This is a genomic window from Acinetobacter sp. ANC_7553 (assembly GCF_056779895.1).
Window position 1 is genome coordinate 88,943 of the sequence record NZ_JBWYIV010000010.1, and the last position, 23,933, is coordinate 112,875.

Sequence of the window (23,933 nt, forward strand, 5' to 3'; positions counted from 1 at the left end):
GTTCCTTATGATTTCTTTTGAGTACTTGCAAACAGTACTTTAAAGCCTTGTTGATCAGTCAAAGTTTCACATTGACCAAAATTTTGCTCAATGAGAGTTGGGTAGTTTAAAAAACGATTTGCCACGATCCAAAGTTCACCACCAGATTTTAGATGGCGACGTGATGTCTTACAAAGATTCTCACTCGCATTGTAATCAGTGTATATACCCTGATGGAAAGGAGGGTTACTGACGATGGCATGTAAAAATAGTGGCGCATCTTCAATGCCAGTCACAGCTTTGATTTCGAGCTGTTCTGGTGACAAATTATTTTTTTCAAATGTTAGGCGGGTGGAGGCGAGCGCAAAAGCATCCACATCAAGCGCAAAAATACGATTTTTGGGATTCAATTTGGCTAAATATGCACTGATAATGCCAGCACCACAACCGAAGTCAGCGATTTTACCTGAACTCACTCGATTGAGGTAGGGGAGAAATACAGCTGTACCAATATCAAGTTTATTTTGACTAAATACACCAGGTAAAGCATAAATCTGTAATTCGCCATTCGGTGTTTGAATTGTATATTGTTGAGCCCAATTTTCTAAAGCTCGAGGCGTAGGAGTCTGATCGATAATTAATTGCCACATTTGACAATGACGAGCGCTATCTAGTTTGACACATTTTCCAAATGGAACGAGTTGTTTTGCTGCTCGTTCAACGCCACCTTTCTTTTCACCCACAAGAAAAATTGATCCACCAAGACCGAGTTTTAATACCACACTGTGTAGTAAGTAATTCAAAAGCTCTTTGGCTTTAGGCACAAAAACAATGACTTGATCATATTCTGCTTCAGGGATATCCGTCCCAAAATGAACAGGAATATTTTGATTTTGGAAAAATAGAAAGTCGTTATAATTCCATGTCCATACTGAAGCCTGAATATTTTTATCGAGCTGAGTGCTTAAGTCATCAGTTGGCGCATTGACTAATAATATTCGACCTTTCAGAAAGTTATGTTGACGAATAACAACTTCACTTTGAGGAACCATATATTTCTCCACAGAATAAAAGAGCCCAGACAATGCTGGGCAGTCTTTGATTCAATCTAAATTATTTCTTTGCTTCAGGTAGAACGAAGTTCAAGATCAAGGCTGCAATGCCGCCAGTTGCTACACCAGAGCTAAATATATTACGAATGAGTTCAGGCATATGTTCAAGAATCTGTGGAACTTGAGCAACACCTAATCCAAGAGCAAGTGAAATTGCAATAATAAGCAATGCACGGCGGTCAAGCTGAATACCAGAAAGGATATTAATCCCTGATGCTGCAACAGCCCCAAACATCACCATGACAGCGCCCCCCAGTACAGCTTGAGGAACAGCTTGGATGATGGCAGCCACTGCTGGTAGTAAACCCAAAATAACTAATAGCGCGGCGATCCATATACCCACATGGCGACTAGCGACACCAGTTAATTGGATTACTCCGTTGTTTTGAGCAAAAACAGAACTCGGGAAAGTATTAAATAAGCCTGCGAGTAAGGAATTTGCACCGTTGACAAGTACACCACCTTTAATGCGCTCCATCCACTTCGGACCATCAACAGGCTGATTAGACAACTTAGAGGTCGCGGTGATATCACCAATCGCTTCTAATGAAGTAACCAGATAAATAAATGCCATTGGTATAAATAAACTCCAAGAGAAGTCTAAGCCAAAGTGCATTGGTGTAGGGATTTGAACCAAAGGTGCATTTTCTAAGCCAGAAAAATCTAAATGGCCCATGAAGCCTGCTAACGCATAACCTACGATCAGCGCAATTAATATCGCACTACTCTTGACCCATGTAACATTTAAGCGGTTTAAGAGAATGATTAATGCCAAAACAGTACAAGACATAATGAGATTGTCTGTATTGGCAAAAGTATTATTCCCCATCGCTTGGTAACCACCACCCATTGAGATTAAACCTTCTTTAATCAAGGTTAAGCCAATGAGAAGTACAACAATACCAGTCACAAGTGGAGTAATGAGTTTTTTCACCCATGGTAATATGCGTGAAACGCCCATTTCAATGAATGAGCCTGCAATCACGACACCAAAAATTGAACCCATAACAGTTTCAACTGGAGTTCCCGCAGCAACCATTGCTGAGCCAATCCCAATAATAGGACCGATAAAGTTAAAACTTGTACCTTGAACAATCAGTAAGCCTGCACCGAAAGGACCAACCTTTTTACTTTGTAAGAATGTGGCAATACCTGAAATCACCAATGACATGGAGAGGATCATGTTTGTATCTTCTTTAGAAACACCTAAAGCCAAACAGATCAATAGACCAGGAGTAACAATCGGAACAATAATGGCAAGTAAATGCTGAATGGCAGCGAGGAAAGCGATGAACGGTTTTGGTTTATCGTCTAAACCATAAACAAGATCGAGTTTCGGTTCTTGAGATTGGTCGGGAGCAGACATGGTCTATACCATCTAGATTAAGCGAAAGTGCCGACATTCTAATCGAGTTACATGGGTTTACAAAACCGAAACATAACCATTCGTCAAAAAAAATGAAATTGTAAAGAAACAGTCACTATAAAAGTTTAGGATTTTTCTGTATAATTTGCCCTCAAATTTAAAGCGTATCGAATTTACATGTCAGATATTAAAACTCTCCGTAATATTGCCATCATCGCACACGTCGACCATGGTAAAACGACTCTTGTCGACAAACTTTTACAACAATCAGGTGCTTTGGGTGAACGCGCGGGTGAGATCGAGCGTGTCATGGATTCAGGCGCTATTGAAAGTGAACGTGGTATTACCATTCTTGCAAAAAATACTGCAATCAAATGGTTAGATAAACGTACTGATACTGAATACCGTATCAACATCGTGGATACCCCGGGACACGCCGACTTCGGTGGTGAAGTTGAACGTGTAATGTCGATGGTTGATTGTGTACTTCTTTTGGTAGACTCACAAGAAGGTCCAATGCCACAAACTCGTTTCGTAACGCAAAAAGCGTTCGCACGTGGTTTGAAACCAATCGTAATTATCAACAAAGTTGACAAGCCTAATGCGCGTCCTGACTGGGTAATCGATCAAGTATTCGATTTATTCGATAACCTTGGTGGTACTGACGAACAGTTAGACTTCCCTGTGGTTTATGCTTCTGGTCTTCGTGGTGTAGCAGGTCCTTCACCAGAAGAATTGGCAGAAGACATGACTCCGTTGTTCCAAACAATCGTAGACATCGTTGAGCCGCCAGCAGTGGATGTTGATGGTCCATTCCAAATGCAAGTGTCTTCACTTGACTATAACAGCTTCGTTGGTGTTATCGGTGTTGGTCGTATCCAACGTGGTTCAGTAAAATTGAACACACCTGTAACGGTAATCGATAAAGATGGTAAAACACGTAACGGTCGTATCTTAAAAATTATGGGTTACCATGGTTTAGAGCGTATCGACGTTGAATCTGCTTCTGCAGGTGACATCGTATGTGTAACAGGTATGGACGAACTTCATATCTCTGACACGATTTGTGATCCTAAACATGTTGAAGCATTGCCACCGCTTTCTGTAGATGAGCCTACAGTATCGATGACATTCCAAGTTAACAACTCACCATTCGCCGGTAAAGAAGGTAAGTTTGTGACCTCACGTAACATCCGTGAACGTCTTGACCGCGAATTAATTCACAACGTAGCACTTCGTGTAGAAGATACTGACAGTCCTGACCGTTTTAAAGTGTCGGGCCGTGGTGAACTTCACCTTTCGGTATTGATCGAAAACATGCGTCGTGAAGGCTTCGAGATGGGTGTATCTCGTCCGCAAGTAATCTTGAAAGAGATTGACGGCGAAATGCAAGAGCCATACGAAAACGTAACATTTGACGTAGAAGAACAGCATCAAGGTGCTGTAATGGAACAAATGGGTAACCGTAAAGGTGAAATGACCAATATGGAAGTCGACGGTAAAGGTCGTATTCGTATTGAAGCAACTGTACCTTCACGTGGCTTGATTGGTTTCCGTTCAGAATTCATGACCATGACTTCAGGTACTGGTATCATGACCTCAAGTTTCTCGCACTATGGACCAATGAAACAAGGTTCTGTTGCAAAACGTCAAAACGGTGTGTTGATTTCTATGGTTCAAGGTACATGCTTGGGCTATGCATTGTTCAGTTTACAAGACCGTGGTCGTCTATTTGCTAAACCTCAGTTAGAAGTTTACGAAGGTATGATTATTGGTATTAACTCTCGTTCTGACGATATGGTTGTAAACCCAACTAAAGCGAAACAATTAACAAACGTTCGTGCATCAGGTACTGATGATGCATTAACACTTGTTCCTGCGATTGAATATACGTTAGAACAAGCACTTGAATTTATTCAAGATGATGAGCTTGTTGAAGTTACACCTAAATCAATTCGTATTCGTAAGCGTTGGTTGACTGAAAACGAACGTAAACGTAATAAATCTTAATTGATTTAAATAAAAAAACCGCTCAAAAGAGCGGTTTTTTTATATTTTGACTACATCATTTAAGATATGAAATAAAAGTTGTTGAATTGTTGTAGTTGATTTGGACAAGATCTTGTTTATTTAAACAGAGATACTTATGATTTTGGTGGAAAACCAACGAGTATAGACGGAAATATCATTAAGAATAATGTATATTATGTCACATTAATGCATAGAAAAATTTTGGAGAAAAAATGAGCATTATTAAAGAGTTTAAAGAATTTGCCGTAAAAGGCAATGTAATGGATCTGGCGGTCGGTGTGATCATAGGTGGGGCGTTTGGTAAAATCATCGATTCAATGGTTAAAGATGTCATCATGCCAATTATCAGTTGGATCTTAGGCGGTGATGTAGATTATTCAAACTGGTTTGTTGTATTGGGCGATAATCCAAATAACCTTACAACGCTTGCTGCTGCTCAAGAAGCAGGTTTAAATGTTTTGGCTTACGGTAATTTCTTGACGATTCTCATTAACTTCATCCTGCTTGCATGGGTGGTATTCTGGTTAGTGAAATTGATGAATAAAATGCGTCGTAAGCAAGAGGAGGAAGCTCCAGCACCTGAAGCTACTCCAGAAGATATCGAATTACTTCGTGAAATTCGTGACGAATTAAAACGTAAAGGTTAATGCTTTTACAATGAAAACGGCGCTAAATGCGCCGTTTTTTATATCTCATCATTTTTTTAAATCGCCCGAAATCCCCCTTTGTCAAAGGGAAGCTGGGAGGGATTGATTCTTAGCTCTTTCTTGCGAAGCGATGATTCTCATCTCCTAAAAGGAGAGGGAAATCCAGGAAGTTTAAAGATCCATACGAAATTTAATTTCGAGTAAATGCCAGCCGAATTGACTCTTAATTGGTCCATGTAATTCACGTTCAGCCAAACTAAAAACTGCCTTATCGATAGGACCAACCAATTGTCCTTTCTTCACCTCACCTAATTCCCCTCCTTTTTTTCCTGAGGGGCAAGTTGAATGTTGTTTAGCAATTTTAGCAAAATCAGCACCGTCTTTAAGCTTTTGTTTAAGTTGGATACACAGGTCTTTATCTTTGACTAAAATATGCCGAACAATTGCTGATTTCATTTGGATTTTACCTTTGATACAGGATTCTTTGAGGCTTGAGGTCGCTTAAGCGGTTGACACTCAGGGCAAAAAACAGAAGCACGTTGCCCGAGTTTAATATTTTCTAAAGTTGTTTCACAGTTGATGCACATTTCACCAGCGCGCCCATAAGCCAATAGCGTTTGTTGAAAGTAGCCATTTTCGCCCATGGCATTGGTGTAATCACGTAAAGTAGATCCGCCTAAATCAATTGCTTGTTTAAGGATTCGTTTTATTTCAATGACAAATTTTTCAATTTGTGGCCGTGTAAGACTAGAGGCGGGTTGTGCAGGATGAATGCCCAAATTAAACAGACTTTCAGTTGCGTAAATATTTCCAACACCCACAACAATGTGGTTATCCATAATTGCAACTTTGACTGCAACACTCTTATTTTTAAATTTCTGCTCTAGATAGTCAGCATTGAAAGATTCACTTAAAGGTTCAGGTCCAAGCGTATCTAAAAGTTTGGATTGAGCATGATCATCCAGCCATAAAATGCAACCAAAACGACGAGGATCGTGGTAGCGTAATTGGATATCATCGAATTGAATGATGAAATGATCATGCTTTCTCAACGCATCACGTGAATCACTCAAACGAAAGCTTCCAGACATTCCCAAGTGCCATAACATGGTCACATTTTCAAATTGTGCCAAAATATATTTGGATCGACGTGTTAGCCCTATCAGTCGTTGACCGACCAATTGATTTACATCATTTGGTATAGGCCATCTCAGACTTGAATTATTGACTTGAACAGAAAGTACTTTTTGATTCAGCAAAGGGAGCAAGCTGGTTTTCGTGGTTTCAACTTCAGGTAATTCAGGCATGGAAACTCTGTTAAATGGGCGAGTAGAAAAATATTGGGTTAAATGAGGATATTGCAAGCAGCATCGAGTGAACTACAAGATATTACGCTTGAACAGAATATGATACACAATCCATCTAGTGCCTTCATGGTTAAGTTTTAAAATGTTTTTTAAAGCATTCAATGATGAAATGAACTTAGATGATTTATCACGTAAATGCGTTGTACACTGCTACAAATAAATCAATTTAAAATCAGGGAGATTCAGTGTGGCAAAATTATTTGAGCCAATTCAATTCGGAAATTTATCACTCAAAAATAGAATTATTATTGCTCCCATGTGTCAGTATTCTGCGAATGAAGCAGGGGAGCATAGTTTTTGGCATGAACAACAATGGGCGAGTTATGCATTGTCGGGAGCTGGATTATATATTATTGAAGCAACTGCGGTACAAGCTGTAGGTCGTATCAGTTTTGCAGATTTAGGGTTATGGAATGATTTACAACGTGCACAATTAAAAGCATTGATTGATAAGGTAAAATCGATTGCTCCAACGCCAATCGCCATTCAGTTAGCGCACGCGGGACGTAAAGCTTCAACTGATAAACCATGGTTGGGACGTGGTCAATTCTCATCGAATCATGAACATGGCTGGCAAACGGTATCTGCAAGTGATTTACCATTTAATCCAGATGATCAGGCTCCTCATGAATTAAGTATCGAGGAAATCAAAAAAATTATCGATGACTTTGCAACTGCAGCAGTCAGATCTGTAGATGCAGGTTTTGATCTCATCGAAGTCCACGCGGCTCATGGTTATCTATTACATCAATTTATGTCCCCTTTATCTAATCGAAGAACAGATGAATATGGTGGAAGTTTTGAGAATCGCATTCGTCTAACTTTAGAGGTTTTTCAGGCGATCAAAAATGCTGTTCCAGACAACTATCCAATCGGTGTTCGTTTGTCTGCAACAGACTGGATGGAGCAAGAAAAGGGATGGAATATTGATGACTCAATTGGGTTATCAAAGGCATTAGAAAAACTTGGTGCAGTTTATATCCATGCATCATCTGGTGGATTACATGTCGATCAAAATATTCAGATTGGTCCTAATTACCAAGTTCCATTTGCGGAAGCAATCAAGAAACACGTAGACATTCCAGTGATTGCTGTTGGGCTGATCACTGAACCTCAACAGGCGGAAGATGTCTTACAACAAGGCAAAGCTGATGCAATCGGGCTCGCAAGGGCAATACTATTTAATCCAAGATGGCCATGGCATGCTGCTGCTCAATTAAAAGCAGAGGTTGAAATTAGTCCGCAATATTTACGATGCCAACCGCATGATGTGAAATCATTATTTAAGCCATATGCTGATAGATAAAATAGGCATAAAGGTATACTTAAAAAGTCATCTTGGGTAATTACGGCTGTTGTATGATAATTTGACTAACTCATACAATAGCTAGGGATGCTAAGTCATGGTTTTATCGGTCATTATTCCGATTTTTTTACTGCTTTTTTCGGGATATGCCTCGGTTAAACTGAATTTACTTAGCAAGGAACAAGTCTCTATTGTTGGTACATTCGTCATTCGAGTCGCTTTACCTGCTCTATTTTTACAAGCGCTTTCATCAAAAGATCTTGGTGCAATATGGCAACCTGAACTTTTTTACAGTTATATTGTGGTGACCGCCTTTGTATTTGCAATCGCTTTAGGGATTTTGGTAAAGCATTTTAAAAACAATTTAAGTGATGCTGCCATCCTCTCGATTGGAGCGTCAATGTCTAATACTGGACTACTTGGTACGGCCATTTTAAGTCTATTGATTGGTCATATTGCGCTTGCTTTTACTTCTTTAATTGTAATTATCGAAAGTGTTTTTCTTGTTCCAGCAGCTTTATTTATTGCGGGGTTGCAAGCTCAAAATCAGCAAGCAGTACTCAATACATTAAAAAATAACTTTATAAACTTATGTAAAAATCCATTGTTTATTGGTGTGGTAATCGGAATTTTGTGCGCGGTTTTTCAGGTTAAACTGCCGCATTATATAGATCAAGTTTTCTTAATGATTGGTCAGACGGCATCTCCTTTGGCGTTATTTGTGATTGGCGGGAGCGTCGTAGGTTTAACCTTAAAATATGTCAACCAGCAGAGTCTTTATATTGTTCTATCATCCAACTTTATTTTTCCAATACTCATGTATTTGACTCTACGATTTATTGCTCAAGCACCGATGGATATCGTGTATGTAGGGACATTGATTGCAGCTTTACCTACACCTGCATTATTTGGAATGCTGGGACAAGCATATGGACTCAATGATCGTGCAATTACACCTTTATTGATGAGTACAGTCATTGGATTTATTGTGACTGCTGGATTAATTATTTTATGGTGGTAATTGAATAAAACTTAGAATTTAATCATAAATCTCCTTTTCATATAAGAAAACCCTATCTTGCGATAGGGTTTTTGTATTTGAGCATCGGTTTAATATTTAAATTAATGCTTAAGATTTAGCTTTCGTATTTGCTGCAGGTTTTTTTGCATTCTCAGCAATCAGTTTGTTCACGATCGCTAGATTTTCTTTGGCTTGAGGAATATTTTCATCTGCTAAAGCACTAAATATTTTTTTTGCCTCAGGTAGGTTTTGCGGAACGATATTTCCGTTTACGAACATGTTACCAATGGCCATAAGCGCAGGGATGTATCCTTTTTTACCTAAATCTTGAATGCTCGCTAAACCTTTTTTCACAGGCGCTTCAGTTTTGGTTTTGAAGCCTAATGAAATATCGTATAAAGCACGAGCATGAATGGCTGGATAACTTCCTTTCTTAATTAAAGGATCAAGTTTTTGCAAAGCGAGCTTATCAGATTGTTCTTTACCTTCAGAGAACAGTAGAACAGCAGATTCAACAATCGCATCTTCAAAACCTTGAGCTGCAGCTTTATCTAAGTATTCACGAGATTTTTTTTCATTTTTGGTCAGACCCAAGCCGCCAGTGGCATAGTTTTGCGCCAATACATAATTGGCTAAAGGATAGCCTGCAGTGCCAGCTTGTTCATAGAGTTGTACTGCTTTTTTGTTGTCTTGTTTGGTTCCTTGACCAGCTTGAGTGAGATATGCCAAGTTATAAGTCGCTTGAGGATTCCCTGCTTTTGATAAGCGTTCAAGTTCTTGGTAGGCCGCATTGTAATTCTTTGCTTGAATCAGTTCCTGTACTTTGCTGAATGCAGGATCGACTGGTGCGGCAGCGAAGCTAAATGAGGTGGCAACAGCGAGTAAAGCACCACATAATATTTTTTTCATAATTGTTTTATACCTATCTTAAAAAGCAACCCTATTTATTTGATGTAAATAGAGTTTTATACCATTTCATCATAGTCCGAATTATGTGAATGTAAATATAGAATATGTATACATCCTTCAAATTTATCTTCGCTTTGTGAATAAAGTGTGTGTATTGCAGTATAAGCATATAAACGACACTGGATTTATGTTGTTCAGCCTTGAATATATGGATTTAACCAAAATTTTAATCCACTAGTAGTTCTTCGATGTTTTTGCTTAAATACGCATTGTGCAATGAGGTGGTCAACGATGTTTATAAAAGGCATTAAACGTAATTACGATAAAGTTTTTCAAGATGATTCAATCCCAGATGAACAAAAGATAGATGCGCTCTTATTGAAACTTGGGGAGCAGTATTTGGTGAGTCAGGAGAATCGAGTGTATGTATTCCAAAAAGGTGATTTAACCGTAAAGTTTGATGCTAAACACGCGAGAGCATTTCATTTTAAAGATTATGTGGTGAAGGATATGAATAAACTATTTCATGGCTTTTAGAATAAACCTCCTAGCGATATAGGAGGTTTTTTTTATGAGTCATCTCTCAATCGATTGAGAGTTAAAATCTATTCTATCTAATGCCTTGGTCTTATTTTCATATCTTTATCAATAAAAACTCTTTATTATAAAACGATACGAAACGTATCGTTTTATTTCGGGGATTTCATGGCAAGCGAAGACAAAAGTGCACGACGCCGATCATGTATTTTAGCTTCAGTCAAACAGGCTTTGAATGAAGTGGAATATCACCAACTGACAGTAGAAGACATTGCTTCACGTGCTGGGGTGGGAAAGTCGACTATTTATCGATGGTGGTCACATAAATCTGAATTGGTTCTGGACACCTTTAAAGAGCTCACACTCTCAATTTTTGAGTTTGAGCCAGAGCTCGACCTTGAACAAAATCTTAATCAACAATTGCTTCGTTTGGCTAAGGCTTTAGATCATCCAGTGGGACGAGCGATGTTGGTGGTTATGGCGAATCATCGTGAATTGGCTGCAACATTCTTCAAGCAATATTTATTACCTAAACGAGTTCAACTGCATCAACTGATCCAACAGGCGATTGAGGCGGGGGAGCTGATTGAACATGATCACTATGATTTGGTACTTGATCGACTGTATGGTCCTATTCATTACCAAATTATTTTTTTTAATCATTTGCCTGATGAGCACTATATCCGTCAATTGGTCAAACTGAGTTTAGATCCATTACGTCCTCACGCCTAAACATTAATGCGACAAGAGTAGATTTTCATGAGTGTAACCACCGAACGATTTTGGAATCGTTCATTTATCTTGTGTGTATTAAATAATTTATTTGTTTTTATTTACTACTTTGCCATGTTGGCTGTCCTTCCGATTTACATTGTGAAGGATTTAGCGGGATCAGTTGAAGAAGCAGGATTAGCGTTAACGCTTTTTCTCGCCTCATCAATAGCAGTACGACCATTTTCAGGCATGATCATTCAAAAAATGGGTAAGCGACTCACTATGCGTGGATCGAGCACGTTTTTTGCGGTCTTTGCATTTGCTTATTTATTCATTGATAACATGTGGTCATTGTTGCTTATACGATTTTTACATGGGATATGGTTTAGTGTGCTGACCACTGTGGCTGTTCCAGTCGCGAATGACTTTATTCCTGAGCATCGTAAAGGTGAAGGCATGGGCTATTATGTGATGTCAACTAACCTAGGTGTGGTATTTGGACCGTTAATTGCGCTTACCATGATTCAATTTTATAGCTTCCAAATTTTATTCGGTGCTCTCGCGGTGCTCATCAGTGTAGGTCTAATTTTTAGCTGGCTATTAAATATTCCAGCGAATCAGATACCTCAGCAAAATAAAATGAATAAAAAAGGTTTTAAGCTAGACGATTTTCTTGAGCCTAAAGTTTTTGCTGTAAGTGGTGTTGCTTTACTTACAGCTTTTGCTTACTCGAGTATTACCAGTTTTATTACGGTTTACAGTGAGAGCAAACAGCTGCTGGCGTATACCAGTGTATTTTTTATATTGTTTGCGGTTTCGATGTTAATTGTAAGACCTTGGGTTGGTAAAATTTATGATCGTCAAGGTCCGCGTGCTGTTATCGTTCCTTCTTTTATATTTTTTGCGATTGGACTTGTGGTCGTAACACTAGTCAATAATCAGTGGATGTTGTGGTTATCTGCAATTTTTATTGGAATTGGATATGGTTCAGTATTTCCTTGTTTGCAAACGCTCACCATTCAAACCGTAGATAAACATCGGATGGGGCATGCAATATCAACATTCTTTATTTGTTTTGATATTGGTCTGGCAGTTGGTTCAGTTGTAATGGGATTGGTTATTGCACAATGGAGCTTTGAATTTATGTACTGGTGTTGTGCGGTATTGGTCATATTAAACCTGATCATTTACCGGAAATATGTTCCAAATCCTCAGCCTATTAGTTAATAAAAAAACCTCCTAAATGGAGGTTTTTTTAGATTATTTTACTGTGGTCTAGCCACATCACCATTTAAATACTCAGGCAAATCTAAAACAGTCACGTCTAACTCTGCTAATGCTTCAGGACGTGCTACCACCAAAGCGATATAACCGTTTTCGAATGGCGCACTATTGACGACTTGTACACTTTTATCGAGTTGTTCAGCTTCTGCAGGTACAGCACCTGTACCCTGAATTAAATGTAACCACGCTTTCGGTTTAGCTTTAAACCATAAACGTGCAATCACTTCCTGACCCAAGTAACAACCCTTGTCATAGTGAACGCCTTCACGTTGATGTAAACGAAGTTCTTGGGGTTGGAACACGTGTTCAATGGCTTGATCAATGTAAGCTTGACCCTGTTGAATGGCCTGAACTTGCCAAGCGGCAATATCTGTTACTTCTGCTGAGAACTTTGTGGTGTCACCTTGAAGCGTAGGATAGACCTGACTAGCTTCTTCAAGTTTCATTTTGGAAAAAGCACCGAATTTTTTAATGTGTTTGGAAAATTCTTCAGCTTGATCTTGAGTGGTGACAATGACAAAGCTTTCAGGATTCAGCTTTGTTAACCATAAACCAAAGTGAATTCGACCTTTTAAATCACAAATTGCTGTGTAGCGCGTGATATTTTCCTCAAGGCGTTCAACATGCAACGTCACTTGACCTTGTAAAAATTTTTGAGCATCCACGCCATTAAGCGTAAATGAGGAGAAAGATAAATTGTTCATTTTCTATGCTCGAATCTGAATCTAATACTAAAGAATTATCCCAATTTTCCACTATTTTTCAAAAAAAAGCACATAACTGCTTATTTATCTGCGTTATTTGAAACAAAATATTTCAAAAACCCTGTTTTTTATACCTAAGTGTATGAAATATATAAGATTTGGGAAATGGACTTTCAGCAGTGTACTATGCCAACACAAATGATGAAGTCTCATCAACAACAAAATGTTTAGAAAGTTTAGAAAAAAGATGCTCAAGGCAAGGCAGGAACGCGATGAATAACAACTACCGTAAACCACTGCAAGGTACCCAGCTCGAATATTATGATGTGCGTCAAGCCGTTGAAGATATTCAGCCAGGCGCATACGCAAAACTCCCATATACTTCTAAAGTGCTTGCAGAGCAATTGGTACGCCGTTGCGATCCTGCAATTTTAGAGCAGTCTCTTAAAGAATTAATCTTTAATAAACAAGACCACGATTTCCCTTGGTATCCAGCACGTGTGGTTTGCCACGATATTTTAGGTCAAACAGCATTGGTGGACCTTGCAGGTTTGCGTGATGCGATTGCCGATCAAGGTGGAGACCCATCTAAAGTCAATCCAGTGGTACCAACTCAGCTGATTGTCGATCACTCACTCGCAGTCGAGTACGGTGGTTTTGATCCTGATGCATTTGAGAAAAACCGTGCGATTGAAGATCGCCGTAATGAAGACCGTTTCCATTTTATTGAGTGGACAAAAACAGCATTTGAAAATGTAGATGTAATCCCTGCGGGTAACGGCATCATGCACCAAATCAATTTGGAAAAGATGTCACCTGTGATTCAAAACCGTGGTGGCGTAGCTTTCCCTGATACGTGTGTGGGTACTGATTCACATACCCCACATACCGATGCTTTAGGTGTCATTTCAATTGGTGTCGGTGGCTTAGAAGCTGAAAACGTGATGCTTGGCCGTGCATCTTGGATGCGTCTCCCTGACATTATCGGCGTAGAACTGATTGGTCAGCGTAAGCCGGGTATTACCGCAACTGATATCGTATTGGCTTTAACTGAGTTCTTGCGTAAAGAGCGAGTCGTCGGTGCTTATTTAGAGTTCTTTGGCGAAGGTGCGGACACCATGTCGATTGGTGACCGTGCAACGATCTCGAATATGACCCCTGAATATGGTGCAACGGCGGCGATGTTCTATATCGACCAAAACACCATTGATTATTTAACGCTGACAGGTCGTGAGCCTGAGCAAGTGAAGCTTGTAGAAACCTACGCCAAAGAAATTGGTCTTTGGGCAAGTGATATGACCAAAGCTGAGTACCCACGTGTACTTCGTTTTGACCTATCTACAGTGACTCGTAATATTGCAGGGCCATCAAACCCACATGCCCGTGTATCGACAAGTGATTTAAAAGCCAAAGGCATTGCGGGTAATTTAGATGCAGCACGTGCTCAGGAAGCAGAAGGCTTAATGCCTGATGGTGCAATCATCATCGCTGCGATTACCTCTTGTACCAATACCTCTAACCCACGTAATACGGTTGCAGCTGGCTTGCTTGCTCGTAAAGCGAATGAACTCGGCTTAGTGCGTAAGCCGTGGGTGAAATCATCTTTTGCACCGGGTTCTAAAGCCGCAGCATTGTATTTAGAAGAAGCAGGTGTACTCGGTGATTTAGAAAAACTCGGTTTTGGTATCGTGGCGTATGCATGTACCACATGTAACGGGATGTCAGGTGCGTTAGATCCAAAAATCCAACAAGAAATTATCGACCGTGACCTCTACGCAACGGCTGTTTTATCAGGTAACCGTAACTTCGATGGTCGTATCCACCCGTATGCAAAACAAGCATTCTTGGCATCTCCACCTTTAGTTGTGGCGTATGCGATTGCAGGGACGATTCGGTTTGACATCGAAACTGATGCGCTAGGGTACGATAAAGACGGTAACCCAATTTACCTCAAAGACATTTGGCCATCTGATGAAGAAATTGATGCACTGGTAAAAGTTGCGGTAAAACCTGAGCAATTTAAGAAAGTGTATATCCCAATGTTTGATTTGGGTGAGAAAGTTCAAGCTGCAAGCCCATTGTATGATTGGCGTCCGCAAAGTACTTATATCCGCCGTCCGCCATATTGGGAAGGCGCACTTGCAGCACCACGTACTTTAGCCAATATGCGTCCGCTTGCGATTTTAGGCGATAACATCACCACAGACCATTTATCACCATCGAATGCGATTATGATGGATTCGGCAGCAGGTGAATATCTACATAAAATGGGCGTGCCTGAGGAAGACTTTAACTCATACGCAACGCACCGTGGTGACCATTTAACGGCACAACGTGCGACCTTTGCCAATCCGAAATTGTATAACGAAATGGTGGTACGTTCGGACGGTACGATTAAGCAAGGTTCAAAAGCGCGTGTAGAGCCTGAAGGCGAAGTGATGCGTATGTGGGAAGCCATTGAAACCTACATGAACCGTAAACAGCCTTTAATTATTATTGCAGGGAAAGATTACGGACAAGGTTCAAGCCGTGACTGGGCTGCGAAAGGTGTACGCCTTGCAGGTGTTGAAGCCATTGTAGCTGAAGGTTTCGAGCGTATTCACCGTACCAACTTAGTCGGTATGGGCGTGTTACCGCTTGAGTTTAAAGCAGGGACTGACCGTAAAACTTTAGGTTTGGATGGTACAGAGCTGTATAGCGTGATTGGGAATATTGCACCTCGTTCGACTTTGACTTTAGTTATTGAGCGCTCAACGGCGGATGGTAAAAATCAAACCATAGAAGTGCCTGTAACGTGTCGTTTGGATACCGAAGAAGAAGTGTCTGTGTATGAAGCGGGCGGGGTATTACAACGCTTTGCACAGGATTTCTTAGAAGGGAATGTGGCTTAGACTTTAAGTGTAATGTAATTGAAATTGCTTAAAAATAATCCTACATTAGTGTAGGATTATTTACTTATTGAGCTAGAAGAATGATTATAAGTTTAGTAGATGCTTTTAAAGTTGATAAATTGAAATTTGAAGCTACGGGGGCTTTTGATCCAATTTTAGGAGTTGATACAAGACTTTTTATTGATCCAAGTTTAATAAGAGATTGTAAAATTCCAGAATTTCAAAAGGCATATTTAAAAATTCAAAAATTTTTTGAAAATATCATTCGAATATTAAAAAAAGCCAAAAATACTTCTAAATCAGATCTTTTTTGGAAAAATGCTCTAAATTTTTTTAAAACCAATGAAATTAAAGGCTTTAGTATAGGATATTCCACAAGTACGCAAGGAAGTGGCATTGGAGATAAGAAAAAAGCACAGATTTTGGCGAATATAAAAGCAATAGTTGATGCAGGAAATGATGACCCAGCAATTTTTGAATTAATTGGAGCTTTTGAAGATGGTGTTGGGCCTGATCTGATCAGTGATATGACAACAAATATCTTGATTGAAGAGTTAATTGCTTATACTCAAAGAGTATCAATTGAGGTTGGAATTGAATTAAAAGAATTGAAGTTTTCTAAACATTATAAGCCAGCCATGTTGCCTGAGAATCCCTATAATAATGAACCAATTATATTAGTTCCTAAAGAGTTCCTCAGAGATTTACCTATTGCACATGAATTTGCTGATCTGAATTGGATAAAATCTCACAATGAGGAGCTAAGAGAATTTTTTAACGATTTATTAGGAAATGCATATAAAACAGTCACGCTAAAGGAAAAGAAAACACATGTAAAAAATGTTTTTATATCTCATCCTGATTTGTTAAAAGATTTACTAGATGCATATTCAAAATCTAAACCTAATTACTATAATTTTAATGAAGATAAAACAGGTGAAGTAATTTGGTATAGGACTGCTCAAAAAGTATTAGCAGATAAACCTTTAGAATTAGCTTTAAATAAAGAGCCATCTTTAGATGATGTATACAAGATTGTCGAAAAAATTTGCCTACATTTTAAGGAATTAATTGAAAATAATGGTTTAAGTAAATTACTTTATGACGATAAGGATAAAAGAAAGCATGAGTCAGCTGCACAATTACTGTTTTTTGGTATAGCTTGTGCGTATTGTTACGCAAATAATTTAGATTTATCTCCTGAAGCTGATGCAGGTAGAGGTCCAGTTGATTTTAAAATAAGTATGGGCGCATCTATAAAAGTCTTAGTTGAAGTGAAACTAACGTCAAACAATCAATTAACACATGGATACGAAAAGCAGCTTCCAATTTATCAAAAGGCTGAAAAGTCTCAAAGAGGAATATATTTAGTTCTCTATAATGAAGGAATAACAAAATCACGATGGAAGAAATTTAATGACCTAGTTCAAAACAAAAAACTTAATAATTTAGAGGTCATTGTTGTAAATGCTATTCCTAAGGCATCGGCGAGTGTGGCGGATGAGTAGTAATAAGCTCAATATAACTTCGCCCAATCGCCACCATCATCTGTCGAAATGGACAATAAAAAGTCATTCACACTCCGTTATAGTGATCTCACCATTTCTAAAAATATACGGAGAACAAAAATGGTTACAGCTGGCTCTAAACCGGGAACAGGTTTCTATTTTTGCGTTCAATGTGGGCATCGTGCTTACTTAGAAATTGGTACTGATCGTTTACCACCGTGTACCAAATGCTTAAGCAATCAATTTAAAAAATAATTCGCTCAAGCAAACACACTAAAACAGACACCACTGTTTTAAACAAAAGCCCTATTACACCATAGGGCTTTTTTGTTACCTTAAGAAAATTAAAAACATATAAATAAAAAGGTTTGCTATGGAAACAATACTCGGTTTATGTCTTGGTATAGGATTGAGTGCTGCATGTGGCTTCCGCGTATTTGTTCCCTTATTGGTGATGAGTATTGCCTCCCTCATGGGATGGTTTGAACCGATGAAAGGCTTTGAATGGCTTGCGATGCCATCGGTTTGTATTGCATTGGGTGTTGCCACCATTTTTGAAATCGGGGCGTATTACATTCCTTGGATTGATAACTTACTGGATACTATTGCGACGCCTGCGGCATTGGTGGCGGGTACACTGACCACGATGGCGGTCAGCTCTGGCGAAATGTCGCAATTTGCAAGTTGGGCTGCTGCAATCATCGTCGGTGGTGGAACAGCAGGAGCAGTGCAACTTGGGACAGTTGCAGCACGGGGTGTATCGACCGCAACCACGGGTGGCGTGGCAAATCCTGTGGTTTCTACAGGTGAGTGGGTCAGCGCATTGGTGATTTCCGTATTGTCATTCTTTATACCAGTATTGGTAGTAATCGTTTTACTAATTGGTGTGGTTTGGACAGTACGTTGGTTCAAAAAGAAAAAGCAGCGTCAAGCTGATGCTCAGTAAATTTATAAAAGAAGTATTAAAAATCTCGGATAAAGAATGAAAAATATATTGGCATTATTTCAAGTTTTAATTGGGCTTTACTTTTTGGGTGATCTGATTAGACAGAATCCAAAGATTGATGGTTTTTTACAAAATACTGAAAAAAATTTTTCAAATTGGAATCACAAGCTCAAAGATTCAAATGCAAAATCAGGCTTATTTTTGTTGAAGAAGATTCATGGTTACTTATCTATAATTTTTATCATTATATTTCTCGTTATCCAAAAATTATGGCCTTCACAAATTTATTTGCTTCATCTTCTGTCCGCTGCATTTGTTGCTTGTATATTTGTTTGGTTGTCTTTGACCTGGACAATTGATCATAAAAACATGATCCTTTCGATGGCAAAGCAAGTTGCTTTTTTAAGTGTAACGCCTTTTATTGCAGGAATAATGGACTATCTTTTTTCATTAAATTTTACAGCAATATTTGTTCAGATATACAACACGCTCGCACAGACACTGCATTTGGAACCGAGCGGGATGCATCATCCAATTATTATGGGGCTTGTAGGTAGTCTTATTTTGACAAGCTTATTTGTCATCTATTACATAATAATGTGGGTGATTTCGCTACCAACACTACTGATTTTTCTATTATTTATGCTGAGTGCTCAGAGAATTGCCAGATTAATTAACAGTATTGCGCCTAAACAGCCTTTAATGGGTTTAGCTGTAATATTGTTTATCATTCTGACGTTTGTTCAAGCAAATATCTAAATTATTCAGTGGATGAATTGAATTTACAGACTTCTGAATAAACTATATCTTTGATTTTTAAGTGAGATTGTTTAAATATTTAAAAACCACGATCAATTTTACAGCTATTTTAGCTCAGCATTGGTCTAAAGCTTGCTTTAGATTTATAGCACTTAAGCTCATTGAAGACTGAAATAAACTTATAGGATCACCCTGTGAATACAGTACAAGAAAAATCCCGCGCAAAACTTCCTTTTAAAGTCCACATGATGGCAGGCTGGCCGTTGTTACTACTGATTATTGGTGGTGCTGTGGGTGGTTCACTCGGTGCAATTGCTTATACAATTAACCTCAAAATTTATAAATCTGAATTATCTCAACTACAAAAAGTAATAGCTAATCTTATGTGTGGCATGTTTGCCATGATGTTGTGGTGGAGCATTGCATCTTGGATTCAAGCCAGTCTCTAAAATGGAAGGTCAACTTGAATTTTAATTGCAATATTTAGCTAAAAATCGCTAAAAAAAGTGTATCAATGAACCTATTTGGGAAAAAATATTATATTTATAAGGTGATATGAAATATTTTTTTATTCGATGCTAAAATTCGTTAATCTTAGGAAATTAATCCCGACGCAGTCTCGCTATTATATATCTCAAGGGTGTGACGGGATCGAAAAGAGTAGATTGCTACCAGTTGCGTACGGCGTGCGTGTAGTACTTACCCAAAAGGTCTTGATTCGGCTTAGGACGCTATAAACCAGAAGTTTATAGGCAATAGGGTTATAACTTACAAAGTTATAATAGTTGAAGTAAACAACATGTTTTCCCTGACACCCTCAAAATTCTCTTAAAAAAAATTATAATTCTCAATTCTCAATTCTCAATTCTCAATTCTCAATTCTCAATTCTCAATTCTCAATTCTCAATTCTCAATTCTCAATTCTCAAATCGCTCATCTTATAAATTGACACTGAGTTGATCAGTTGCTATTTTTCCGCATCCCAAAGAAATGCTCTGTTCACATGCCTTTAGACGATAATTTTGTATATATGCCACCTCAAGGTCCGCTTAACATCGTCTATGAAGATGATGATTTGGTGGTCATTGATAAACCAGCAGGATTATTGTCTGTGCCAGGACGCTTGCCTGAGCATCATGACAGTGCGTATTTAAGAGTGATAGCTCAATATCCAAATGCAAAAATTACCCATCGTTTAGATATGGCAACCTCTGGAATTTTGATGTTTGCAAAACATCGCGATGCTGAAGTGGCTGTGAGCAAAATGTTCCAAGCGCGCACCGTGAAAAAAAATTATGTGGCACTGGTGCAAGGTAAAATTGCACAACAGGGACAAGTAGACTTGCCTTTAATTACGGACTGGGAAAACAGACCGAGACAAATCGTTCATTTTGAACTTGGAAAATCAGCCTTAACACTGTTTGAATTGGTCGCTTATGATGCGCATTTAGATGTTAGTCGTGTCTTGTTGACGCCAATTACGGGGCGTTCACATCAATTACGCGTACATATGCAAGCCATAGGTCATCCGATCACAGGTGATAAACTCTATCATCCAAACCCTAAACTCAGTGATTTAGGGCGTATGGCTTTGCATGCGAGTTATTTAGAGTTTCAACAACCGTTGAGTGGTATTGAAATTAAAATTGTGAGTGAAGTTCCATTTTGAATGAAACGCTTCAAGCAAAATACGTATTGTGAGTGCCTAACTAAAATTTAACAATTACGATCATATAAAGTTAAGAACAATTTCTAATGAATTCTTCTCCAAAATGAAATAAATATAGGCTACTCTAGGATATTGTATACGCAATAACCACAATAAGGATGAACGTATGAGCCGTGATTTAGAACAATTTCCAAATGATGATAATGGCGATGTACTGTGGCAAATGTTCCAGGATGGAGATGATTTAAGCGAGCCGCATGAGATTGAGTACTCAATTGCTTTTAGCTCTAAAGACAAAGCTGAAAAATGTGCCTTGTTCTTGCTTCAGGAAGAACAAAAGATCAGTTTATTTATTGATGAAGAGTCTGAATCCGCAGAATGGATTATCACGATTTATGTGTATATGGAGCCAGAATACTCAGATATTGTGGATTTAGAAGAGTGGTTTACCAAAATAGCCAATGACTATGACGGTGAGTACGATGGATGGGGATGTATGGCATATGTATATGATGATGAAGATATAGAAGATGAGTTTCAAAGCTAAACAAGGCTAGAGCCAATAAAAGAACCTAAGTGATTGAACTTAGGTTTTTTTTATTTAAACCTTATAAAATTTAAGGTTTTTTTCTATTCGCTAGATGAAAGTGGTATATTGAGCAAAATTTTTTATTTTTTGGATTTTTTATGTCTTTGCCAAATTGCCCAAAATGTTCCTCTGAATATACTTATGAAGATGGGGACCTCTTGATCTGCCCAGAATGTTCACATGAATGGAAAGAAGGAGAGACACTCGAAGAAGTGGTTCAGATCAAAGATGCAAATGGCAATCTTCTTGCAGATGGCGATACCGTAACGGTTATCAAAGATTTAAAAATTAAAGGTTCATCATCCGTAATCAAAGTCGGTACTAAAGCAAAAAGTATTCGTTTGTTGCCAGATGCAACGGATGGTCATGATATTGATTGTAAAGTAGATGGTTTTGGCGCAATGAAACTTAAGTCCGAATATGTAAAGAAAGCATAAGCTCTTATAATGGCTTCAGTGAAACTGGGGCCAATTTTTTTATGTGATAATAACTCGTCGTTGGTTTTAATTTGATCATAATGATAAGTTTTAATAAATAATGGTTGTTTTTTATCAATTTAAATTGAATTTTAGATACAAATTAGAATAAAAATTTCTTTGCTTGGCACAAAATAACATTACAGTTTTTCTTTAAAAGTGTTAACTTCATCACACTAATAACAATAAGGTCACATCATGTCTATTCAGATTGAGGGTAATGTTGTTGCTGCTCATGAAGTATTAGCGCAATTAAAAGAATGGGATTCAGCATTAGTAGGTAATAATGTTGATGCGTTAATCGAACAATGTGCGCAAAATGTAAGTATGTTTGATGTCAGCACCCAACTTGAGGGAGCTGAAGCTTATCGAAAAGAATGGCAAAAATTTAGTCCCTATTTCTTCGATGGAATGCAAATCACTCGCCGTGATATAAAAGTGCATGCGAGTGATCATTTGGTTGTATTACATTGTCACTCTAAAGTGGAACATAAAGCCTTAAAAGGTCAGTTGCAAATGCCTTGGTGTCGTACAACATTATGTCTACAAAAAACCAATGAACAATGGGTGATGGTACACCAACATATTTCTATGCCTGTAGACTTAGCAACGGGAAAGGCTATCATCTTGAAGGATAAATCAAAATTAAGGCTTGTGGTTTAGCTTATCTTGAGCATTTAGATGGGCTTAAACAGTGTTATCTTTCATGAATGAGTTAAATTCTGGAGACGTGTCATGGGATTTTATGATTTTTATCGTTTGAGTTCTCATGCGGTGATCACCAACCCAGAGGGACAAGTCTTATTACTGAAAGCAAACTATGCCAATTACAGTTGGGGGTTGCCAGGTGGTGGTTTAGATCAAGGTGAAACCATACATCAAGCTTTGCTCAGAGAATGTAAAGAAGAAATAGGTTGTGATGTAAGCATCCAATATTTATCAGGGGTCTACTATCACGCACATGTAAACTCACATACCTTTATCTTTAGATGCATGATTGAAAATAACGCCCAAATTCAACTCTCTGAGGAACATACGGAATATGCATGGTTTAGTCCAGAGCAACTGTCTGAAGTTCAACGCACTCGCGTTCAAGACTGTCTGAATTTTCAAGGTGAAGTTCGGAGTTATTCATTCTAGAATTTAGAAATTAGACAGTTTGCATAATGTTTTGAAAATGATTGAGCTTAGCAATGATTTCATCTACTTGTTTCAGACGTTTCACCTCATCCCATAACAGTTTTGCTTCAGGATAATGTTTAGACATCATACCTAGCCATTGCTTATAACGTCCGACCATATTCATTTCTTTTTTATAAGAACCATTTAAGAAGCGAATTTGGAGTGTAATTAAATCGCTCCATTGTAATATCGCTTCGTCTTTATTTTGTCGGATGCATTGTGTGACATCGGGTGTTGTCACTGCTGCACGACCAATCATTAGATCTTCACAACCTGACTCTAGTAAACACTGGCGCGCATCTTGGTTATTCCAGATTTCACCATTGGCTATCACATTAATGCTAAGCGCATGACGAATGGGTTGAAGTTGATCCCAAAAGGCGGGTGGGGTGTAGCCATCTGCTTTTGTTCGTGCATGAACGGTAACCCAAGCGGCACCAGCATCTTCTATCGCATGTGCATTTTCTAGGGTGAAATTACGATCCATATAACCTAAACGCATTTTTGCTGAAACTGGTATTTCAGCAGGCACTGCATCACGTACAGCTTTAACCAGTTGATACACTGTTTCAGGTTCATCCAATAATACAGAACCACCTCGATGCCTGTTTACTGTTTTAGCTGGACAGCCAAAATTCATATCAATTGCAGGTGCACCTAACTCCACCGCTCGAACGGCATTTGCAGCCAACATGGTTGGATTATTCCCTAAAAATTGAACATGAACGGGTGTTCCTGCTGCTGTTTTGCCATCGTTCAATAATTCGGGACAGTAAGAATGATAGATGTGATCTGGAAGGACAGAATCAGTGACACGGATAAACTCAGTTACACACCAGTCGAAGCTGCCGACATGTGTGAGAACATCACGCATGATGGGATCAGTTAAACCTTCCATGGGTGCTAAAACGAGTTTCACTTGGTCACCTGAATATG

At 38.6% G+C, this 23,933-nt stretch carries 25 protein-coding genes; 18 read left to right on the forward strand and 7 right to left on the reverse strand.

What is annotated here, in order from left to right; translation table 11 throughout:
* Positions 1 to 5: 5 nt before the first annotated feature.
* Both AC1M9I_RS09440 and AC1M9I_RS09445 read right to left on the reverse strand, forming a co-directional pair.
* Positions 6 to 1,031, reverse strand: coding sequence for a class I SAM-dependent methyltransferase (locus tag AC1M9I_RS09440; protein WP_035270594.1), 1,026 nt, complete (start codon positions 1,029 to 1,031; stop codon positions 6 to 8).
* Positions 1,032 to 1,092: 61 nt separating this feature from the next.
* Positions 1,093 to 2,457 (reverse strand): uracil-xanthine permease family protein, encoded by a 1,365-nt coding sequence (locus tag AC1M9I_RS09445; RefSeq protein WP_035270592.1) that lies wholly within the window; start codon positions 2,455 to 2,457, stop codon positions 1,093 to 1,095.
* 177 nt (positions 2,458 to 2,634) lie between these two features.
* Here AC1M9I_RS09445 and typA point away from each other — a divergent pair, with 177 nt between their 5' ends.
* Both typA and mscL read left to right on the forward strand, forming a co-directional pair.
* Positions 2,635 to 4,467: a translational GTPase TypA gene (gene typA / locus AC1M9I_RS09450; RefSeq protein WP_035270590.1), complete on the forward strand. Its 1,833-nt coding sequence runs from the start codon at positions 2,635 to 2,637 to the stop codon at positions 4,465 to 4,467.
* Between the two features lie 233 nt (positions 4,468 to 4,700).
* Positions 4,701 to 5,135, forward strand: coding sequence for a large conductance mechanosensitive channel protein MscL (mscL, locus tag AC1M9I_RS09455; protein ID WP_035270698.1), 435 nt, complete (start codon positions 4,701 to 4,703; stop codon positions 5,133 to 5,135).
* Positions 5,136 to 5,306: 171 nt separating this feature from the next.
* On the opposite strand, the gene AC1M9I_RS09460 is transcribed toward mscL, so the two are convergent.
* Entirely contained in the window at positions 5,307 to 5,591 is a 285-nt protein-coding gene (locus AC1M9I_RS09460; protein ID WP_035270696.1) for a peptidylprolyl isomerase, read from the reverse strand.
* Positions 5,588 to 6,442, reverse strand: coding sequence for a bifunctional DNA-formamidopyrimidine glycosylase/DNA-(apurinic or apyrimidinic site) lyase (gene mutM / locus AC1M9I_RS09465; protein ID WP_481590539.1), 855 nt, complete (start codon positions 6,440 to 6,442; stop codon positions 5,588 to 5,590). Before mutM ends, AC1M9I_RS09460 begins: the two co-directional genes overlap by 4 nt.
* Before the next feature lie 247 nt (positions 6,443 to 6,689).
* Here mutM and AC1M9I_RS09470 point away from each other — a divergent pair, with 247 nt between their 5' ends.
* Together AC1M9I_RS09470 and AC1M9I_RS09475 are read left to right on the forward strand one after the other, a co-directional pair.
* Positions 6,690 to 7,808, forward strand: a complete 1,119-nt coding sequence (locus AC1M9I_RS09470; protein ID WP_481589231.1) for an NADH:flavin oxidoreductase/NADH oxidase — start codon at positions 6,690 to 6,692, stop codon at positions 7,806 to 7,808.
* A 97-nt stretch (positions 7,809 to 7,905) separates the two neighbouring features.
* Positions 7,906 to 8,829 (forward strand): AEC family transporter, encoded by a 924-nt coding sequence (locus AC1M9I_RS09475; protein WP_481593557.1) that lies wholly within the window; start codon positions 7,906 to 7,908, stop codon positions 8,827 to 8,829.
* Positions 8,830 to 8,937: 108 nt separating this feature from the next.
* Here AC1M9I_RS09475 and AC1M9I_RS09480 read toward each other — a convergent pair whose 3' ends face one another.
* Positions 8,938 to 9,738 carry a tetratricopeptide repeat protein gene (locus AC1M9I_RS09480; protein ID WP_092767509.1) on the reverse strand — a complete coding sequence of 267 codons (801 nt, stop codon included), beginning with the start codon at positions 9,736 to 9,738 and terminating at the stop codon, positions 8,938 to 8,940.
* A gap of 291 nt (positions 9,739 to 10,029) precedes the next feature.
* Here AC1M9I_RS09480 and AC1M9I_RS09485 point away from each other — a divergent pair, with 291 nt between their 5' ends.
* The 3 genes from AC1M9I_RS09485 to AC1M9I_RS09495 all read left to right on the forward strand — a co-directional run bounded on the left by AC1M9I_RS09485 (position 10,030) and on the right by AC1M9I_RS09495 (position 12,216).
* A complete protein-coding gene (locus AC1M9I_RS09485; protein ID WP_092767507.1) occupies positions 10,030 to 10,275 on the forward strand; it encodes a hypothetical protein in 246 nt (81 codons plus the stop codon).
* A 168-nt stretch (positions 10,276 to 10,443) separates the two neighbouring features.
* Entirely contained in the window at positions 10,444 to 11,007 is a 564-nt protein-coding gene (locus AC1M9I_RS09490; protein WP_481594976.1) for a TetR/AcrR family transcriptional regulator, read from the forward strand.
* Positions 11,008 to 11,034: 27 nt separating this feature from the next.
* On the forward strand, positions 11,035 to 12,216 hold the full coding sequence (locus tag AC1M9I_RS09495) for an MFS transporter (RefSeq protein WP_481593559.1): 1,182 nt from the start codon (positions 11,035 to 11,037) through the stop codon (positions 12,214 to 12,216).
* Between the two features lie 38 nt (positions 12,217 to 12,254).
* Here the strand turns inward: AC1M9I_RS09495 and ygfZ are convergent, their stop codons facing one another.
* Complete coding sequence (gene ygfZ, locus AC1M9I_RS09500; RefSeq protein ID WP_481593560.1) at positions 12,255 to 12,977, reverse strand: CAF17-like 4Fe-4S cluster assembly/insertion protein YgfZ; 723 nt, start codon at positions 12,975 to 12,977, stop codon at positions 12,255 to 12,257.
* Between the two features lie 272 nt (positions 12,978 to 13,249).
* Here ygfZ and acnD point away from each other — a divergent pair, with 272 nt between their 5' ends.
* The 11 genes from acnD to AC1M9I_RS09555 all read left to right on the forward strand — a co-directional run bounded on the left by acnD (position 13,250) and on the right by AC1M9I_RS09555 (position 22,955).
* Positions 13,250 to 15,868 carry a Fe/S-dependent 2-methylisocitrate dehydratase AcnD gene (gene acnD, locus AC1M9I_RS09505; RefSeq protein WP_481610974.1) on the forward strand — a complete coding sequence of 873 codons (2,619 nt, stop codon included), beginning with the start codon at positions 13,250 to 13,252 and terminating at the stop codon, positions 15,866 to 15,868.
* Between the two features lie 80 nt (positions 15,869 to 15,948).
* Entirely contained in the window at positions 15,949 to 17,376 is a 1,428-nt protein-coding gene (locus AC1M9I_RS09510; RefSeq protein ID WP_481610975.1) for a hypothetical protein, read from the forward strand.
* A gap of 48 nt (positions 17,377 to 17,424) precedes the next feature.
* On the forward strand, positions 17,425 to 17,631 hold the full coding sequence (locus AC1M9I_RS09515) for a zinc ribbon-containing protein (protein WP_481610976.1): 207 nt from the start codon (positions 17,425 to 17,427) through the stop codon (positions 17,629 to 17,631).
* 118 nt (positions 17,632 to 17,749) lie between these two features.
* Positions 17,750 to 18,322, forward strand: a complete 573-nt coding sequence (locus AC1M9I_RS09520; RefSeq protein ID WP_481593565.1) for a DUF4126 domain-containing protein — start codon at positions 17,750 to 17,752, stop codon at positions 18,320 to 18,322.
* Positions 18,323 to 18,358: 36 nt separating this feature from the next.
* Positions 18,359 to 19,081, forward strand: a complete 723-nt coding sequence (locus AC1M9I_RS09525) for a hypothetical protein (protein WP_481593566.1) — start codon at positions 18,359 to 18,361, stop codon at positions 19,079 to 19,081.
* Between the two features lie 245 nt (positions 19,082 to 19,326).
* On the forward strand, positions 19,327 to 19,530 hold the full coding sequence (locus AC1M9I_RS09530; RefSeq protein WP_180028325.1) for a hypothetical protein: 204 nt from the start codon (positions 19,327 to 19,329) through the stop codon (positions 19,528 to 19,530).
* A gap of 554 nt (positions 19,531 to 20,084) precedes the next feature.
* Entirely contained in the window at positions 20,085 to 20,750 is a 666-nt protein-coding gene (locus AC1M9I_RS09535; RefSeq protein ID WP_180028302.1) for an RluA family pseudouridine synthase, read from the forward strand.
* Between the two features lie 166 nt (positions 20,751 to 20,916).
* Complete coding sequence (locus tag AC1M9I_RS09540) at positions 20,917 to 21,297, forward strand: ribonuclease E inhibitor RraB (RefSeq protein ID WP_035269856.1); 381 nt, start codon at positions 20,917 to 20,919, stop codon at positions 21,295 to 21,297.
* Positions 21,298 to 21,437: 140 nt separating this feature from the next.
* Positions 21,438 to 21,776, forward strand: coding sequence for a zinc ribbon domain-containing protein YjdM (locus tag AC1M9I_RS09545; RefSeq protein ID WP_035269853.1), 339 nt, complete (start codon positions 21,438 to 21,440; stop codon positions 21,774 to 21,776).
* 237 nt (positions 21,777 to 22,013) lie between these two features.
* Positions 22,014 to 22,478, forward strand: coding sequence for a YybH family protein (locus AC1M9I_RS09550; protein WP_035269850.1), 465 nt, complete (start codon positions 22,014 to 22,016; stop codon positions 22,476 to 22,478).
* A gap of 72 nt (positions 22,479 to 22,550) precedes the next feature.
* Entirely contained in the window at positions 22,551 to 22,955 is a 405-nt protein-coding gene (locus AC1M9I_RS09555; protein ID WP_035269847.1) for an NUDIX hydrolase, read from the forward strand.
* A 10-nt stretch (positions 22,956 to 22,965) separates the two neighbouring features.
* On the opposite strand, the gene AC1M9I_RS09560 is transcribed toward AC1M9I_RS09555, so the two are convergent.
* A complete protein-coding gene (locus tag AC1M9I_RS09560) occupies positions 22,966 to 23,916 on the reverse strand; it encodes a tRNA dihydrouridine synthase (protein WP_035269844.1) in 951 nt (316 codons plus the stop codon).
* Between the last annotated feature and the right edge of the window lie 17 nt (positions 23,917 to 23,933).

Excerpts from the sequence above, each read along its gene's own strand:
- AC1M9I_RS09540 (WP_035269856.1), top strand. The coding sequence starts at position 20,917 with ATGAGCCGTGATTTAGAACAATTTCCAAATGATGATAATGGCGATGTA.
- AC1M9I_RS09510 (WP_481610975.1), top strand. The coding sequence starts at position 15,949 with ATGATTATAAGTTTAGTAGATGCTTTTAAAGTTGATAAATTGAAATTT.
- AC1M9I_RS09485 (WP_092767507.1), top strand. The coding sequence starts at position 10,030 with ATGTTTATAAAAGGCATTAAACGTAATTACGATAAAGTTTTTCAAGAT.
- AC1M9I_RS09535 (WP_180028302.1), top strand. The coding sequence starts at position 20,085 with ATGCCTTTAGACGATAATTTTGTATATATGCCACCTCAAGGTCCGCTT.
- AC1M9I_RS09530 (WP_180028325.1), top strand. The coding sequence starts at position 19,327 with ATGATGGCAGGCTGGCCGTTGTTACTACTGATTATTGGTGGTGCTGTG.
- ygfZ (WP_481593560.1), bottom strand. The coding sequence starts at position 12,977 with ATGAACAATTTATCTTTCTCCTCATTTACGCTTAATGGCGTGGATGCT.
- AC1M9I_RS09550 (WP_035269850.1), top strand. The coding sequence starts at position 22,014 with ATGTCTATTCAGATTGAGGGTAATGTTGTTGCTGCTCATGAAGTATTA.
- acnD (WP_481610974.1), top strand. The coding sequence starts at position 13,250 with ATGAATAACAACTACCGTAAACCACTGCAAGGTACCCAGCTCGAATAT.
- AC1M9I_RS09445 (WP_035270592.1), bottom strand. The coding sequence starts at position 2,457 with ATGTCTGCTCCCGACCAATCTCAAGAACCGAAACTCGATCTTGTTTAT.
- AC1M9I_RS09490 (WP_481594976.1), top strand. The coding sequence starts at position 10,444 with ATGGCAAGCGAAGACAAAAGTGCACGACGCCGATCATGTATTTTAGCT.
- AC1M9I_RS09460 (WP_035270696.1), bottom strand. The coding sequence starts at position 5,591 with ATGAAATCAGCAATTGTTCGGCATATTTTAGTCAAAGATAAAGACCTG.
- AC1M9I_RS09555 (WP_035269847.1), top strand. The coding sequence starts at position 22,551 with ATGGGATTTTATGATTTTTATCGTTTGAGTTCTCATGCGGTGATCACC.
- AC1M9I_RS09525 (WP_481593566.1), top strand. The coding sequence starts at position 18,359 with ATGAAAAATATATTGGCATTATTTCAAGTTTTAATTGGGCTTTACTTT.
- mscL (WP_035270698.1), top strand. The coding sequence starts at position 4,701 with ATGAGCATTATTAAAGAGTTTAAAGAATTTGCCGTAAAAGGCAATGTA.
- AC1M9I_RS09520 (WP_481593565.1), top strand. The coding sequence starts at position 17,750 with ATGGAAACAATACTCGGTTTATGTCTTGGTATAGGATTGAGTGCTGCA.
- AC1M9I_RS09545 (WP_035269853.1), top strand. The coding sequence starts at position 21,438 with ATGTCTTTGCCAAATTGCCCAAAATGTTCCTCTGAATATACTTATGAA.
- AC1M9I_RS09480 (WP_092767509.1), bottom strand. The coding sequence starts at position 9,738 with ATGAAAAAAATATTATGTGGTGCTTTACTCGCTGTTGCCACCTCATTT.
- typA (WP_035270590.1), top strand. The coding sequence starts at position 2,635 with ATGTCAGATATTAAAACTCTCCGTAATATTGCCATCATCGCACACGTC.
- AC1M9I_RS09475 (WP_481593557.1), top strand. The coding sequence starts at position 7,906 with ATGGTTTTATCGGTCATTATTCCGATTTTTTTACTGCTTTTTTCGGGA.
- AC1M9I_RS09515 (WP_481610976.1), top strand. The coding sequence starts at position 17,425 with ATGGACAATAAAAAGTCATTCACACTCCGTTATAGTGATCTCACCATT.
- AC1M9I_RS09440 (WP_035270594.1), bottom strand. The coding sequence starts at position 1,031 with ATGGTTCCTCAAAGTGAAGTTGTTATTCGTCAACATAACTTTCTGAAA.
- mutM (WP_481590539.1), bottom strand. The coding sequence starts at position 6,442 with ATGCCTGAATTACCTGAAGTTGAAACCACGAAAACCAGCTTGCTCCCT.
- AC1M9I_RS09495 (WP_481593559.1), top strand. The coding sequence starts at position 11,035 with ATGAGTGTAACCACCGAACGATTTTGGAATCGTTCATTTATCTTGTGT.